The organism is Streptomyces sp. NPDC052109 (genome assembly GCF_040680195.1).
In the GTDB taxonomy this organism is placed as follows: domain Bacteria; phylum Actinomycetota; class Actinomycetes; order Streptomycetales; family Streptomycetaceae; genus Streptomyces.
The window spans coordinates 60,298-74,693 of record NZ_JBFAWF010000031.1; the positions used below are offsets into that span (position 1 = coordinate 60,298).

15 protein-coding genes and 1 pseudogene are annotated in these 14,396 nt (G+C 71.2%); 13 read left to right on the forward strand and 3 right to left on the reverse strand.

Features of this window, described 5'->3' with window-relative positions:
• Positions 1–97 precede the first annotated feature (97 nt).
• Both AB0L59_RS38225 and AB0L59_RS38230 read left to right on the forward strand, forming a co-directional pair.
• Complete coding sequence (locus AB0L59_RS38225; protein WP_365591694.1) at positions 98–952, forward strand: winged helix-turn-helix domain-containing protein; 855 nt, start codon at positions 98–100, stop codon at positions 950–952.
• Positions 952–1,692 (forward strand): HAD-IA family hydrolase, encoded by a 741-nt coding sequence (locus tag AB0L59_RS38230; RefSeq protein WP_365591619.1) that lies wholly within the window; start codon positions 952–954, stop codon positions 1,690–1,692. The genes AB0L59_RS38225 and AB0L59_RS38230 overlap by 1 nt, the downstream gene beginning before the upstream one ends.
• A gap of 20 nt (positions 1,693–1,712) precedes the next feature.
• Here AB0L59_RS38230 and AB0L59_RS38235 read toward each other — a convergent pair whose 3' ends face one another.
• Positions 1,713–1,895, reverse strand: a complete 183-nt coding sequence (locus AB0L59_RS38235; protein WP_365591622.1) for a hypothetical protein — start codon at positions 1,893–1,895, stop codon at positions 1,713–1,715.
• Positions 1,896–2,194: 299 nt separating this feature from the next.
• Between AB0L59_RS38235 and AB0L59_RS38240 the strand changes: the two genes are divergently transcribed.
• From AB0L59_RS38240 to AB0L59_RS38275, 8 genes and pseudogenes are all read left to right on the forward strand, one after another.
• The gene (locus AB0L59_RS38240; protein WP_365591625.1) at positions 2,195–3,088 is read left to right on the forward strand and encodes a GntR family transcriptional regulator; all 894 of its coding nucleotides are present in this window, start codon (positions 2,195–2,197) and stop codon (positions 3,086–3,088) included.
• A 240-nt stretch (positions 3,089–3,328) separates the two neighbouring features.
• Complete coding sequence (locus AB0L59_RS38245) at positions 3,329–4,162, forward strand: GntR family transcriptional regulator (protein WP_365591628.1); 834 nt, start codon at positions 3,329–3,331, stop codon at positions 4,160–4,162.
• A 62-nt stretch (positions 4,163–4,224) separates the two neighbouring features.
• Positions 4,225–5,382 carry an aminoglycoside phosphotransferase family protein gene (locus AB0L59_RS38250; protein WP_365591631.1) on the forward strand — a complete coding sequence of 386 codons (1,158 nt, stop codon included), beginning with the start codon at positions 4,225–4,227 and terminating at the stop codon, positions 5,380–5,382.
• A gap of 14 nt (positions 5,383–5,396) precedes the next feature.
• Positions 5,397–6,101, forward strand: coding sequence for an HAD-IA family hydrolase (locus AB0L59_RS38255; RefSeq protein WP_365591633.1), 705 nt, complete (start codon positions 5,397–5,399; stop codon positions 6,099–6,101).
• 206 nt (positions 6,102–6,307) lie between these two features.
• A pseudogene (locus AB0L59_RS38260) lies at positions 6,308–6,666 on the forward strand (AAA family ATPase); the annotation flags it as partial.
• A 14-nt stretch (positions 6,667–6,680) separates the two neighbouring features.
• Complete coding sequence (locus tag AB0L59_RS38265) at positions 6,681–7,313, forward strand: RraA family protein (RefSeq protein ID WP_365591636.1); 633 nt, start codon at positions 6,681–6,683, stop codon at positions 7,311–7,313.
• 12 nt (positions 7,314–7,325) lie between these two features.
• On the forward strand, positions 7,326–7,826 hold the full coding sequence (locus tag AB0L59_RS38270) for an HAD domain-containing protein (RefSeq protein ID WP_365591639.1): 501 nt from the start codon (positions 7,326–7,328) through the stop codon (positions 7,824–7,826).
• 107 nt (positions 7,827–7,933) lie between these two features.
• Positions 7,934–8,473, forward strand: coding sequence for a DUF6817 domain-containing protein (locus AB0L59_RS38275; RefSeq protein ID WP_365591642.1), 540 nt, complete (start codon positions 7,934–7,936; stop codon positions 8,471–8,473).
• A gap of 70 nt (positions 8,474–8,543) precedes the next feature.
• On the opposite strand, the gene AB0L59_RS38280 is transcribed toward AB0L59_RS38275, so the two are convergent.
• Positions 8,544–10,931: an excinuclease ABC subunit UvrA gene (locus AB0L59_RS38280; protein ID WP_365591645.1), complete on the reverse strand. Its 2,388-nt coding sequence runs from the start codon at positions 10,929–10,931 to the stop codon at positions 8,544–8,546.
• Positions 10,932–11,061: 130 nt separating this feature from the next.
• Between AB0L59_RS38280 and AB0L59_RS38285 the strand changes: the two genes are divergently transcribed.
• The 3 genes from AB0L59_RS38285 to AB0L59_RS38295 all read left to right on the forward strand — a co-directional run bounded on the left by AB0L59_RS38285 (position 11,062) and on the right by AB0L59_RS38295 (position 12,698).
• The gene (locus AB0L59_RS38285; RefSeq protein ID WP_365591648.1) at positions 11,062–11,553 is read left to right on the forward strand and encodes a helix-turn-helix transcriptional regulator; all 492 of its coding nucleotides are present in this window, start codon (positions 11,062–11,064) and stop codon (positions 11,551–11,553) included.
• 79 nt (positions 11,554–11,632) lie between these two features.
• Positions 11,633–12,250, forward strand: coding sequence for a hypothetical protein (locus tag AB0L59_RS38290; RefSeq protein WP_365591651.1), 618 nt, complete (start codon positions 11,633–11,635; stop codon positions 12,248–12,250).
• Positions 12,251–12,353: 103 nt separating this feature from the next.
• On the forward strand, positions 12,354–12,698 hold the full coding sequence (locus AB0L59_RS38295; RefSeq protein ID WP_365591696.1) for a DUF2516 family protein: 345 nt from the start codon (positions 12,354–12,356) through the stop codon (positions 12,696–12,698).
• Between the two features lie 108 nt (positions 12,699–12,806).
• On the opposite strand, the gene AB0L59_RS38300 is transcribed toward AB0L59_RS38295, so the two are convergent.
• Positions 12,807–14,108, reverse strand: coding sequence for a fused response regulator/phosphatase (locus AB0L59_RS38300; RefSeq protein WP_365591653.1), 1,302 nt, complete (start codon positions 14,106–14,108; stop codon positions 12,807–12,809).
• Positions 14,109–14,396 lie beyond the last annotated feature (288 nt).

Sequence of the window (14,396 nt, forward strand, 5' to 3'; positions counted from 1 at the left end):
GTCCCCACTTGGTCCGAGGGGATAAACAACTTCCCGACAACTCCCTGCGGACAGAGTCGAGTTGTAGCGTTCGGTCGTGACTCAGGAGCATGCGGCAGTGAACGGCAGCAGAAGGCTCACTCCCCATGAGATCGCCGACACCCTGCGCGAGCGCATTCGTGCCGGTGAGCTGCGGCCCGGCGAGCGACTGCCCACGCAGGCCGAGCTGGCGGGGAAGTTCGGGGTGGAGCGGGGTGCCGTGCGCCAGGCGCTGCGGGTGCTCCAGGACGCCGGGCTGCTCGCCGACGTGAGCAGGGGCCGTCCGCCACGGGTCGCCGAGCCCGCGCCCGCGCGCGGGGAGCCGCAGCCCACCATGGTGGCCCTCGCGCCCCGGCTGATCGAGGCGTTCTCGGCGCCGCACGTGCGCATCGACGCCGCCTGTCTGACCGCGGGGAGCCTGATCCCGGCGCTCGGCGAGCCCCTGCGGCTGGTCCATGAGGGCCGGCTGCGCCCCGAGCGGATCGACGCCCGCATCCTGCTGCCGTCCCGCGACATCAACCTCGCCTTCCCGGTCTCCGTCGACGCGGGGAGCGACGAGGACGACGCCGTCCACCAGCGCTGGCTGGCCATGCGCAACGCCCAGGGCCAGGTGCTCCGGCACAACCTCCAGGCGCTGCGCGGCACCCACGACATCGACGTCCACGTCACCTTCCGGGCGCTGCCGTTCACCCCGCCGGTCAAGCTGTATCTGCTCAACGGGGTGGAGGCGCTGTTCGCGCACTACATGATCACGCGGCGTGCGGAGCGGACCGAGCACGGGACGCTGGAGATGTACGACACCCGCGGCTCGGAGTCGCTGCTGTTCTCCTTCGCGCAGCGGGCCGGACAGCGGGACGCGGCGTTCGTGGAGCAATCGCAGAAGTGGTTCGACGCCCTCTGGGAAACCATCACCACGGACCTGACACTCTCCTAGTGACTTCTGATGCGACGACGCAGACCGAACAGACCGCGATCGAGATCGAGAAGCTCCGGGAACTGATCAAAGGTGCCCGGGTCGTCCTGTGGGACTTCGACGGGCCGATCTGCCGTCTGTTCGCGCGGCACAAGGCGGAACGGGTGGCGACCGACCTGGTGGACTGGCTGGCCGGACGCGGGCTGCACAACCTGCTGAGCGCGTCCGAGCGCGATTCGCCGGACCCGCACGAGTTGCTGCGCGCCGTTGACCTGAGGCATCCCGGCAGCGATCTCGTGGCCGAACTGGAGGAACGGCTGACCCAGGAGGAGATGCGGGCCGCCGCCTCCGCCTTTCCCACCCCCTACGCCGACCCCCTGATACGCACCTGGACCGCGGTCGGCTCCCGCCTGGCCATCACCACCAACAACTCTCCCAAGGTGGTCAGCTCCTATCTGCGCGACCGTGGCCTCACCTCCTGCTTCGCCCCCCACATCTACGGCCGTACGACCGACCTGCACCTGCTCAAGCCCGACCCGCACTGCCTCAACCGGGCCCTGTCCGCGATGGGCTCCGCCCCCTCGGCGGCCCTGATGATCGGCGACTCCCCCTCCGACCTCTCCGCCGCGAACGACGCCGGCGTGCCCTTCCTCGGCTACGCGCCCGACGGGCGCAGGGCGAGGCTGCTGCGTGAGGCGGGAGGGGCGAGTGTCGTCGGCTCCCTGGAGCCGCTGTTGCGCCTGCTCCGGGGTGTCGGCTGATTGGACTGCTGTGTTCGGCCTCAGGCCTGGAGCATCAGCAGCAGCATCAGCACGGCGCCGACCCCGGAGCAGGTCGAGTTCCGTGCCTTGATCCCGGTGCCGACGAGGAACAGGGAGAGCATGCCCAGTCCTCCGTAGCGCGCCTGGACCAAGTGCTCCAGGCCCATGGTCAGGGTGGCGGTCACCAGTTGGCTGACGATCATGTCTCCCCCTGTCGTCACGTGCGCCGCGCGATCAACTAGTCGTCCAATTGGACTGATCCCGGCGTCATGGTTCTGCCCTCGCTCGGTGATCGCTTAACCGGCCGTCAGGTTTGGACTGATTATTTGACTGGATGCCGGTCCGATTGCCGGAGCGGGTGGCCGACTGGTCGAGTGCGGGGCGGAATCCCGGTGAGTTCCCGTCAGGTTGGTTCCCAACTGCGACCAAGTTCCGGTCGTTGGTGGATCTTCATAAACAACTACGAAACAACTCCCGGTAGATGGATCAAAGTTGTAGCGTTTTGGTCGTGACCCAGGAGCATGTGGCAGTGGACCGTGGCAAACGGCTCTCCTCTCGGCAGGTCGCCGACGCGCTGCGGGACCGGATTCGCGCCGGCCGGCTGAGGCCGGGCGACCGCCTGCCCACCCAGGCGGAACTGGCGGGGGAGTTCGGGGTCGAACGCGGCGCCGTACGCCAGGCCCTGCGGTTGCTGCAGGACGACGGACTGCTGACGGACGTGAGCAAGGGCAGCCCGCCTCGCGTCGCCGAGATCACCGCGACGCGCAGCGAGCCCCAGCCCACGATGGTGGCCCTCGCTCCCCGGCTGACCGAGGCCTTCGCGGCCCCCGACGTGCGCATCGACGTCGTCTCTCACACGGCAGAGACCCTCATGGTCGCCCTCGGCGAGCCGCTCCGGCTGATCCACGAGGGCAGCCTGCGTCCCCGGAGGATCGAGGTCCGCATCCTCGTGCCGTCCCGGGACATCACCCTCGCCTTCCCGGTGCCCGTCGAGGGGCACCTGGAAGGCGACCCGGTCCATCGGCGCTGGCTGGCGATGCGCAACGCCCAGGGCCAGGTCATCCAGCACAATCTCCTGGCCCTGCGGGCCACGCACGGCATCGACGTCCAGGTCACCTTCCGCGCGCTGCCGTTCACTCCGCCCTTCAAGATGTACCTGCTCAACGGCGAGGAAGTGCTGTTCGCCTACTACATGCTGACCAGGCGGGAGGAGGAGTGGGGCGACCCGGCCGGGGAGACCCAGCGGCTCGACATGTGGGACGCCCTCGGCTCCCAGGCCCTCCTCTTCTCCTTCGACAGGAGCGCCGGTGAGCGGGACTCCGCGTTCGGGGAACAGTCCCAGAAATGGTTCGACGCGCTGTGGAACACCATCACCACGGACCTCACGCTCTCCTGAACGCCACGCGGACCTCACGTTCTCCTGGCCGCCACGACAGGGCCCCCGGCCCCATGCCCACCACTTCCAGCCAGATGGGTCGGCCCCGCCAACTTGTCGGGTTCCAGTCATCTCGGTTGGGCCTATCGGTCCAATAGGAGTGAATGAGCGGCCCAAAGTAGTGCGTTCCGCGGGCGAGGACGCTAGGTTCGGTGTGTGGTTACCTCAGGACATGCGGAAGGCGGACCCAGGGCCACTCTGGTGGAGTCCGTGCTCCGCGAGCAGCTCGCGAACGGGACCTACCGGGCCGGCCAGAACCTGAAGACCCAGCGGCAGCTGGCCGACGAGTTCGGGGTCAGCCGGGACACCATCCAGCGTGTGCTGCGCAAGCTGTCGGACGAGGGATGGGTGGAGTCCCGGCAGGGCAGCGGCATGCGGGTGGTCAAGGTGCCGGACGTGGAACCGCCCGGCGCGCGGCCCAGGCGGGGGACGAAGGTCTCGCTCGGGCCGTTCATCCACCGCGCCTTCGAAGAGCCCGAAGTCCTCCTGGACACCTTCACGTTGACCTCGGAGACCCTCTGGAACCATCTGAAGGTCCAGGCCGAGCGGGTGGCCGGCGGGGAGGTCGCTCCGCGGCGGGTACGGCTGCGCATGCTCCTGCCCTCGGAGCGGATGCGGCTGGCGTACCCCGCCGCCAAGGACCCCGACGACGACCGGATCTGGCAGCGCTGGCGTGCCATGGCCCGCAGGTACGCCATCGAGGTCAAGGACCTCATGGAGCAATGGCGGGGGCTGGGTGTGGACGCCGACGCGGAGATCCGCCGCGTGCCGATGACCCCGCAGTACAAGCTCTACGTGATCAACGAGAAGGACGTGCTGTTCGGCCTGTACGAGGTGTTCGAGCGTACGATCATGCTGGAGACGGACGGCAGCCTGGTGCCGTCGCTGGACGTCCTCGGTCTCGGCTCGCAGCTCTCCCACTACCACAGCGACTCGACGGAGACCGAGTCCCACGACGGCCGGAACTTCGCCACCGCGCAGGCCAGTTTCCGGTCATGCTGGGAACTGCTGAGCGAGGCCGAGGACGACCTGTGAAGCGGCGTCCACATAGTGACACGGCGTGAGAAGGCCCATGCCACCCGCTATCCTCTGCGCGCATGTCGCACCCTCTGCCCCGCGGAGTGCACCTGGCCCTCGTGCGCTACTTCGCGGAGGCGCGGCGCCGCAGCCCCGATGGGGAGGTGGTTTCCGGCCACCACAACATCAACCGCATCGCAGCGCTGCGGCAACCCTTGGCGCTGCTGCTCCGGCAGCCGTCCGGACGGCTGCTCGCGAAGTTCCGTACGCCCTTTCCCACCGTCGAGGTGGTGCCCCGGATCTGGTCCAGCGAGGCCCGGGTCCTGCGCGCGCTCGAGGCCCACATGAGCGGAGTCCCGCGCTGCCTGGCCGACTTCGGGGACTGGTCCCTGCACGAGTACATCGACGGGCGGACACTGGCCGACGTCGTCCCGGAGGGCGCCATCGGCAGCGAACGGCTCTGGGCTCTGGCGCAGATGTTCGCCCGTCTGGCCGATGTCACGGCGGAGGAACTGCCGCCCCTTCCACCGGGCTGGCCGCGCCGTGACCACAGCCGGGGGTTCCTGGAGTGGATCGCGCGGTTCGCCAAAGAAAGGGTTCACCAGGCCAACCTGCCCCGCTTCGGGTCGCTGTTCGAGGCCGTGGGCATTCCCGCGGACGCGATCGACCGCTTCATGCGCGGTGTGCCGGAACCGGCCTCGCGTCCGTTTGTCCTGCTGCACACCGATGTCCACCGGGCGAACGTGGTGGTGCGGCCCGGGTCCGGGGGCGAGCGTCTGTCGGTGATCGACTGGGAGCTCTCCCTGTTCGGTGACCCCTTGCACGACCTGGCCACGCATCTGGTGCGGATGAACTACGACAAGACGGAGCAGGACCTCATGGTCCGCATGTGGGCGGACGCCATGCACCGGGCGGGTCATGGGGCGCTGTGCGCGGGCATGGAGGCCGATCTGCCCGTCTACCTCGGATTCGAGTACGTACAGTCGGTGTTCCCCGATGTGATGCGAGCGGCGCTGGTCCTTCCGGACCGCCCCGGCGCCGGTGAACTCGGCGCGGCGGCCGAACGCGTCCGCCGGGCGCTGCAGCGGGCACGAGAACCGCTGGGGCTCCTGGAGGGAGTGCGGGGCGAGGGAGTGGTCATCGACGCCTTGCGCGCATGGGTGGCGGCCGACGCGGGCCCCCGTCCGGCGCGGGCCGGGGGCGCGGCCACCGGGGCCGGGCGGCGTGGGCACGGATGAGACGGGGGGACGGCATGGTCGACGGCCCGGGTGACGTGGGGGATGCGCGGCGGATGCTGGTGACGGCACGGTGCGTGCTGTTCGACTTCGACGGGCCGGTCTGCCGGCTCTTTCCCGACGGGTCCTCGGCACCGCTGGCGCACACGCTGCGCGAGGTGGCCGACGCATCGGGAGCGGGTGACCTCTTCACGCCCGACGAGCGGGAGAGCATCGATCCCCATGTGGTGCTGCGCGCGGTGCACCGGGCGGGGCCCGGCCGCGGTGACCTGCTGGCGCTGATGGAGGAACTGCTCACCGCAGGCGAGCGGGACGCGGCGAGGAGCGCCTGGCCCACGCCGCACGCCGTCGAGTTCGTCCGGCACCTGGTGGACACGGGGCACCGGCTGGCCGTCGTCACCAACAACTCCCCTCGGGCGGCGCAGCTGTACCTGTCCGCCGTGGGACTGTCGGACCTCTTCGAGACGGTTCAGGGGCGCACGTCCGATCCCGGACTGATGAAGCCCCACCCGGATGTGGTGCACCGTGCGCTCGTCCGGCTCGGGGTCGGGCCCGCCGACGCGCTGATGATCGGCGACAGCGGCTCCGACGTCCGGGCGGCGCGGGCGGCAGGGGTCGCCTTCGTCGGCTATGGACGCGACGAGCGCAAGGTGCGTGGCCTGCGAGAGGCGGACGCTCCGGTCGTGGTGACTTCCTACCTTCCACTGCTCCAGGGCGATTGAGGGAGGCGGCACGTGACCGCTTCGACGTGGTGGGAGGCGAGGCTGCGGGCGTTCGACGTGGACGGTGCCGAAGACGTCGTCGAGTGACCTCTCCACGGTCACCACCGCGAGACCTACGTGTTCCCGCTGCCCGCGGAACCGGGCCGGTTGCCGGCGGGGCGGCGGAAGTGCCGGGAGCCGCGAGCGCACGTGCTCCGGTTCGACCGGCCGGTGGCCTGCTGGACCCCGACGAGCAGACGGCGCTGCTGTGGCCCCGCCCGCCGCGCTCGTACAAGTCGGCCCGCTGGTCGGCCGCCGACCTGGTCCTCCTGGACGAACTGGCCGGCCTGATCGAACGTCCCGAGGGGTACGGGCACATCGTCGTGGACGAGGCGCAGGACCTCTCGCCCATGGATGCCGGGCCATCGCCCGCCGGGCCGTCTTCGGCTCGCTGACCGTCCTCGGCGACCTCGCGCAGGGCACCACCGCCTGGGCCGCCCGCGACTGGTCCGTCCAGCTGCGCCACCTCGGCCGGCCGGACGCGGCCGTGATCCCGCTGACCACCGGCTTCCGGGTGCCGACGGCCGGTAGCGTGCGGCCATGACCGACACCGAGATCGTCGCCGCCCTCGGGGACATCCCCACCACCACCCTCGCCGACCTCCTCGGCCGCGAGCGGGTCATGGACATCGGCGTACGGCCGCTGTGGCAGCCCGTACCGCGCGTCGCCGGACCGGCGTTCACCGTCAGCTGCCCGCCCGGCGACAACCTCATGCTGCACGCGGCCATCCACCGCGCCGCGCCCGGCTCGGTGATCGTGGTCGAGTCCGGGGACCTCGACCACGCGCTGGCCGGCGGCAACGTGTGCGCGGTCGCGCAGCGGCGGGGCGTGGCGGCGTTCGTCGCCGACGGGCTGATCCGCGACCTGGGCGAGGTCCGGGCTCTGGCCTTCCCCGTCTTCGCCCGCGGCATCATCCCGATCCCCGGCGCCAAGAAGGCCGTACGACCGCTGAACGGGCCCGTGCGCTGCGGGGGTGTACGGGTGGAGGCCGGAGACGTGGTCGTGGCGGACGAGGAGGGCGTCGTCGCCGTACCGGCGTCCCGCGCGGCGGAGATCCTCCAGGTCGCCCTCGCCAAGTCGGCCGAGGAGGCCGAGCAGACCCTGGACGACTGGGAGAAGGCCCACCGGGCGCGGATCGACGAGATCCTGGCCGAAGGGGGCTTCGAGGGCTGATCCTGGACCGTGATGCTGCTCTTCCTCGATGTCGACGGTCCGCTCATCCCGTTCGGGGCGGCGGACCGCGCCTATCCGGTCTACGCGGGCCCCTCGGCCGGCGCCGACGCCCACCCGCTGCTGAACCGGGTCGATCCGGGCCTGGGCCGCCGGCTGTCCGCGCTGGGCTGCGAGCTGGTGTGGGCCACGACCTGGATGGACGAGGCCAACGCGGTCCTCGCGCCCTGGCTGGGCCTGCCGCCACTGCCGGTCGTGGAGTGGCCGGACGAGGACGAACCGCCGGGGCTGCTGCACTGGAAGACCCGGCCGCTGGTCGACTGGGCGGCCGGGCGCCACTTCATCTGGGTGGACGACGAGATCACCGAGGCCGACCGCGCCTGGACCACCGTCCACCATCCCGCCCCCGCCCTGCTCCACCGGGTGGACCACCGCTACGGGCTGACGGAGGCCGACTTCAGGGCGCTGAGGGAGTGGCTGTACGCGGCGAGCGCCCCCAGGCCGGGGAGCGGGTGAAGCGACGGCTTGGGCCGGCGGAGGAAATCCGAGGATTGACCGGTTCACGCCCACCGCCGGATGATCGTCAGGACGATGTCCTTCGGGCCGACGGACGGAGGAGACCCGTGCCGGATTCCCCCGCCGCCGCGATCGCGTTCCTGCGCGACCTGGGAGCCGCCGATCTCGCGCATCCGGGCGGCACCCTCCTCGCGCATCTCCGGCGCGTCGAGCGGCAACTCGCGCAGTGGGGCGCGCGCCCCGCTCTCCGGCTCGCGGGCCTGTGTCACGCCTGCTACGGCACCGACGGCTTTCCCGAGGCCCTGCTGCCGCCCGACCGCCGGGCCGACCTCGCGGGAGTCATCGGTACCGAGGCCGAGGCCCTCGTGTACCTGTACGGCTCCTGCGACCGCGAGGCGAGCTATCCGGCGCTCGCCGAGGACGACGGGGTCTTCCGGGACCGCTTCACCGGCCGGGCCCACGTCCCCGGGGCCGGCCCGCGCCGGGACTTCGCCGAGCTGACCGCCGCCAACGAACTCGACCTGGCCGTCCTGGACCCCGCCTTCCGCAGCCGGTGGGGTCCCGCGTTGCTCGGCCTCTTCACCCGCGTCCGCCCCTTGCTGAGCCCCCCGGCCTGGTCGTCGTGCGAGGCGGTGCTGGCCGGCTAGCTGTATCGCCCTGTGAGGTTGGGGACGCGGCGCACCCGTACTCGGCGACCGACCGCGGTTCCACGGCGCTTCACCGCGCGGCCGTGTCACACCCCGCGCCGACGTACGCCGCCAGGTGTTCCCCCGTCAGGGTCGAGCGCGTCGCGACCAGTTCCGCCGGGGTGCCCTCGAAGACGACCTGGCCGCCGTCGTGGCCGGCCCCGGGGCCGAGGTCGATGATCCAGTCGGCATGGGCCATGACCGCCTGGTGGTGTTCCACCACGACGACGGACTTGCCGGAGTCGACCAGGCGGTCGAGGAGGGCCAGCAACTGTTCGACGTCGGCCAGGTGGAGGCCCGTCGTCGGCTCGTCGAGGATGTACACACCGCCCTTGTCGGCCATGTGCGTGGCCAGCTTCAGGCGCTGGCGCTCGCCGCCGGAGAGCGTGGTGAGGGGCTGGCCCAGGGTGAGGTAGCCGAGGCCGACGTCGGACATGCGCTCCAGGATCTTGTGGGCGGCCGGGGCGCGCGCCTCGCCCGCGCCGAAGAACTCCTCCGCCTCGGTCACCGACATCGCCAGCACCTCGGCGATGTCCCGCCCGCCGAGGGTGTACTCCAGCACCGAGGCCTGGAACCGCTTGCCCTCGCACTCCTCGCAGGTCGTGGCGACGCCGGCCATCATCGCCAGGTCGGTGTAGACGACACCGGCGCCGTTGCAGGTGGGACAGGCGCCCTCGGAGTTGGCGCTGAACAGCGCCGGCTTCACGTCGTTGGCCTTGGCGAACGCCTTGCGGATCGGCTCCAGCAGACCGGTGTAGGTCGCCGGGTTGCTGCGCCGCGAGCCGCGGATCGGGGCCTGGTCGATGGACACGACGTCCGCGCCGGACGGGATCGAACCGTGCACGAGCGAGCTCTTGCCGGAGCCGGCCACCCCGGTGACGACGCAGAGCACGCCCAGCGGGACGTCCACGTCGACGTTGCGCAGGTTGTGCGTCGTCGCACCCCTGATCTCCAGGGCACCGGTCGGCTTGCGCACCGTGTCCTTGACGGCGGCCCGGTCGTCCAGGTGCCGGCCGGTGAGCGTGCCGCTGGCCCGCAGCCCGTCCACGGTGCCCTCGAAGCAGACGGTGCCGCCCGCCGTACCGGCGCCGGGACCGAGGTCGACGACGTGGTCGGCGATCGCGATCGCCTCCGGCTTGTGCTCCACGACCAGCACGGTGTTGCCCTTGTCCCGCAGGCGCAGCAGCAGCTCGTTCATCCGCTGGATGTCGTGCGGGTGCAGTCCGATCGTGGGCTCGTCGAAGACGTACGTGACGTCGGTGAGCGACGAGCCGAGGTGGCGGATCATCTTCACGCGCTGGGCCTCGCCTCCGGACAGTGTGCCCGCCGGCCGGTCGAGGGACAGATAGCCGAGGCCGATCTCCACGAACGAGTCGAGGGTGTGCCGGAGCGAGGCGAGCAGCGGCGCCACCGTCGGCTCGGCCAGCGCGCGGACCCACTCGGCCAGGTCGCTGATCTGCATCGCGCACGCGTCGGCGATGCTGACGCCCTCGATCTTCGAGGACCGGGCCGCCGCGGTGAGCCGGGTGCCCTCGCACTCGGGGCAGACGGTGAAGGTGACCGCACGGTCGACGAACGCCCGGATGTGCGGCTGCATGCCCTCCTTGTCCTTGGCGAGCATCGACTTCTGGATCCGCGGGATCAGACCCTCGTAGGTCATGTTGATGCCCGCGATCTTCATCCGGGTCGGCTCGCGGTACAGGAAGTCGTGCAGCTCACGCTTGGTGAAGTCGCGGATCGGCTTGTCCGCGTCGTACAGGCCGGACTCGGTGTAGAGGCGGTAGTTCCAGCCGCCCGTCTTGTAGCCGGGGATGCTGAGCGCGCCCTCGTTGAGGGAGAGGGAGTCGTCGTAGAGCTGGCCGAGGTCCAGGTCGGAGACCGTGCCGCGGCCCTCGCAGCGCGGGCACATGCCGCCGGTGATGCTGAAGCTGCGCCGCTCCTTCACCTGCTGGCCGCCGCGCTCCACGGTGACCGCGCCGGCGCCGCTGATCGAGGCGACGTTGAAGGAGAACGCCTTGGGCGAGCCGATGTGCGGCGTGCCGAGCCGGCTGAACAGGATGCGCAGCATCGCGTTGGCGTCGGTGGCGGTGCCGACGGTGGAGCGCGGGTCGGCGCCCATCCGCTGCTGGTCCACGATGATCGCGGTCGTGAGCCCGTCGAGCACGTCGACCTCGGGCCGGGCCAGCGTGGGCATGAAGCCCTGCACGAACGCGCTGTACGTCTCGTTGATCAGCCGCTGCGACTCCGCGGCGATCGTGTCGAACACCAGCGAGCTCTTGCCGGAGCCGGACACGCCGGTGAACACGGTCAGCCGGCGCTTGGGGATCTCGACGCTGACGTCCTTGAGGTTGTTCTCCCGGGCGCCGTGCACACGGATCAGGTCGTGGCTGTCGGCTGCGTGCGGTGCGGTGAGGTCCATGGCGGCCACGCTAGCGGGGACGGACCGGCCGGCGCTTCTCCGATCCTGACCCGGTCCCCGGGGACGGTCCCACGACACTTTTGCAAGCGGGTGCTTGCAATTGTTAGCGAAGATGCGGCAAGGTGGAGGCATGGCATCACTGAACGTCGGCAATCTCGGTGAGTATCTGCGCGAGCAGCGGCGGAACGCCCAGCTGTCGCTGCGTCAGCTCGCCGACGCCGCCGGGGTGTCCAATCCCTACCTGAGCCAGATCGAGCGCGGGCTGCGCAAGCCCAGCGCGGAGGTGCTCCAGCAGGTCGCCAAGGCCCTGCGCATCTCCGCCGAGACGCTGTACGTCCGCGCCGGGATCCTCGACGCCGAGCGGGACCGGGACGAGGTGGAGACGCGCGCCGTCATCCTCGCCGATCCCTCGCTGAACGAGCGGCAGAAGCAGGTGCTGCTCCAGATCTACGAGTCCTTCCGGAAAGAGAACGGATTCGGGGTCGGCGAGCCCGCCGCGGACGAGGCGGTCGAGGACCTGGCGCAGCGAGGGAGGGCGGACACCGGCGACACCGCCGTGCGCGGTACGGGCACGGCCGGCGGACACGATGCCGATGCCGGTCCGCGGCGGACGGCCGGATAACCGGACCAGGGCGCCGGTCGCCTCACCGCGGACCACCAACAACCTCAGCCGAACGCGAATCCGGGAGGACCAGATCACCATGGCCATCACCGACGACCTGCGCAAGACCCTCAGCGACCCGACTCCGCTCTACTTCGCCGCCGGCACCGCCGACCTCGCCATCCAGCAGGCCAAGAAGGTGCCCGCCCTGGTCGAGCAGCTGCGCGTCGAGGCTCCTGCCCGCATCGACGCCGTGCGCAACACCGACCCGAAGGCCGTGCAGGAGAAGGCCGCCACCCGGGCCAAGGAGGCGCAGGAAACCCTCCAGAGCAAGGTGAACGAACTCCTCGGCACCCTCGACGTCGACCTGAAGAAGCTCGGCGAGCAGGCCCAGGACTTCGCCCTGCGCGGCGTCGGCGTCGCCGCCGAGTACGCCGTCAAGGCCCGCGAGACCTACGAGCGGGTCGCCGAGCACGGCGAGCAGGCGGTGCGGAACTGGCGTGGCGAGGCGGCCGAGGACATCGAGGAGCTGGCCATCGCCGTCGAGGGCAAGCCCGAGCCGGTCCAGGACAGGGCCGAGCCGGCCGGGTTCAGGGCCGAGCCGAAGCCGGCCGAGGCCGGCGGCGAGTCCGCCGCGGAGAAGAAGCCGACCCTGAAGAAGGCCCCGGCCGCCCGCAAGGCCACCACCGCGAAGAAGACCACCCCGCCGGCCAAGTGAGCCGGATCGAGGAGATGACACCGGGCCGGGCACCTTGGGGGTGCCCGGCCCGTTGTACGGGTACGGTGGCTGTACGGACGACTCGACTCGGGTGGTGGGCATTGTGCTGATGACGGCAGTGGGCGGCGTGATGTGGCTGATCTTCACCGTCATGCTGGCGCTCGCCATCGTGGCGTTCGTGATGGCCGCGGTCTTCCGCGAGGACGCGTACCGCGCCGCGGACAAGCAGAACAAGGGCTTCTGGCTGATCATCCTGGGCATCGCGGTCGCCGTGAACCTGTTCGTGCCGATGCTGTTCCTGCAGCTCGCGGGTCTGGTCGCCACGATCGTCTTCTTCGTGGACGTACGGCCGGCGCTTCAGCAGGTGTCCGGGGGCAGGGGATTCCGCCGCCGGGGCCGGGGAAGCAGCAGCGACGGTCCTTACGGGCCCTGGAACGGCGGCCGCTAGTCGCGATTGCCGGGCGCGGGTGCCCGAGGGGCGCGGGGAACCGCGCGAGCAACCCCCACGCACCGCACCCGGCGACGGTGAGGAACTCCCTACGGCGAGAGCCCGGAACTAGGGCGCCCGATCCAGCAGCACCACAGCCACGTCGTCCGTCAGTTCGCCCCCGTTGAGCTGCCGCACCTCATGAACCGCGGCCCGCAGCAGATGCTCTCCCCGCAGCCCCTCGGAGAGCTGGCGGCGGATCATCGACACCATCCCCTCCTGCCCCAGGCGCTCCCCGCCCTCGCCGACCCGGCCCTCGATCAGGCCGTCGGTGTAGAGCATCAGGCTCCACTCGGCGCCCAGCTCCACCTGCATCCGCGGCCAGCGGGCGCCGGGGAGCAGGCCGAGGGCGGGGCCGTTGTTGTCGTAGGGGAGCAGCCGGGCCGGCCGGCCGGGGCGGGCGAGCAGCGGGGCCGGATGGCCCGCCAGGCACAGGCCCGCGCGGCGGCCGTCGGGTGCGATGTCCACCGTGCACAGAGTCGCGAAGATCTCGTCGTCGGCGCGCTCGTGTTCCAGCACCTCCTGCAGCGTGCCCAGCAGCTCGTCCCCGCACAGCCCGGCGAGCGTCAGCGCCCGCCAGGCGATGCGCAGCTCCACGCCGAGCGCGGCCTCGTCCGGGCCGTGGCCGCAGACGTCACCGATCATGGCGTGCACGGTGCCGTCGGGGGTGCGGACGGCGTCGTAGAAGTCGCCGCCGAGCAGCGCCCGGGAGCGGCCGGGGCGGTAGCGGGCCGCGAACCGCAGCGAGGAGCCCTCGAGCAGGGGCGTGGGCAGCAGCCCGCGCTCCAGACGGCGGTTCTCCTGTGCGCGCAGCCGGCCCTCCGCCAGCCGCCGCTCGGCCGAGTCGGAACGTTTCCGCTCCACCGCGTAACGGATGGCACGGCTGAGCAGCCGGCCGTCCAGCTCGTCCCGGAAGAGATAGTCCTGCGCGCCCACGCGTACGGCCTCGGCGCCGCGCTCGGCGTCGCCGGAGGCGGTCAGCGCGAGCACGGCGTGCCGGGGCGCGAGCTCGAGCACGTGCTTGAGGACGGCCAGCTCGTCGTCGGCGCCTCTGCCGCCGGGCGCGGGGAGCGCCAGGTCCAGCAGGATGCAGTGGACGTCGTCGGTGAGCAGCCGCTCGGCCTCGGTGAGGTTGCGGGCGGTGCGCACACGGATCGGCTTGCCGGCCGGGTCCAGCAGGTCGGGCACGATCGGCGAACCGGCCGGATCGTCCTCGATCAGCAGCAGGGTGAGAGTGGCGCCGGTGCCGCTCGTGGGCGTGGCGTCGCGGTGGGCCTCTTCCTTGAGGGGGCCGCCGACTGCGGAGGCGGCCTGCGCCTGACCACTCTCCACGGCCGGGATCGCTCTCTGCCGCGGTACGGGTACGGGCATCGTCTTGGGTTCCTTCCCTCCCCCCGAGGGCACGGCGGCGTCGAGGGTCTCGAAGCCACCGACGGGTGACCATAGCGGCATTGCCCACTCCGATGGAATGGTGTGAGCCGCGTCGCTCCCGCGCAGACCGCTGTCATATGCCGCGTTCCGTACGACAGTTGGACAGGGCGACCCGGCCCAGGAGATGACGAAGCTCACGTCCGGCCCGGGTGGGTCGGGATGGGCGGTGGACTGGGTCACATGGCGTACGTCACGTGCCCCGGCGGAGCCCGCACCCGGAAGGCGGCC

Excerpts from the sequence above, each read along its gene's own strand:
- AB0L59_RS38270 (WP_365591639.1), top strand. The coding sequence starts at position 7,326 with ATGCTGCTCTTCCTCGATGTCGACGGTCCGCTCATCCCGTTCGGGGCG.
- AB0L59_RS38255 (WP_365591633.1), top strand. The coding sequence starts at position 5,397 with ATGGTCGACGGCCCGGGTGACGTGGGGGATGCGCGGCGGATGCTGGTG.
- AB0L59_RS38280 (WP_365591645.1), bottom strand. The coding sequence starts at position 10,931 with ATGGACCTCACCGCACCGCACGCAGCCGACAGCCACGACCTGATCCGT.
- AB0L59_RS38300 (WP_365591653.1), bottom strand. The coding sequence starts at position 14,108 with ATGCCCGTACCCGTACCGCGGCAGAGAGCGATCCCGGCCGTGGAGAGT.
- AB0L59_RS38250 (WP_365591631.1), top strand. The coding sequence starts at position 4,225 with ATGTCGCACCCTCTGCCCCGCGGAGTGCACCTGGCCCTCGTGCGCTAC.
- AB0L59_RS38285 (WP_365591648.1), top strand. The coding sequence starts at position 11,062 with ATGGCATCACTGAACGTCGGCAATCTCGGTGAGTATCTGCGCGAGCAG.
- AB0L59_RS38265 (WP_365591636.1), top strand. The coding sequence starts at position 6,681 with ATGACCGACACCGAGATCGTCGCCGCCCTCGGGGACATCCCCACCACC.
- AB0L59_RS38235 (WP_365591622.1), bottom strand. The coding sequence starts at position 1,895 with ATGATCGTCAGCCAACTGGTGACCGCCACCCTGACCATGGGCCTGGAG.
- AB0L59_RS38290 (WP_365591651.1), top strand. The coding sequence starts at position 11,633 with ATGGCCATCACCGACGACCTGCGCAAGACCCTCAGCGACCCGACTCCG.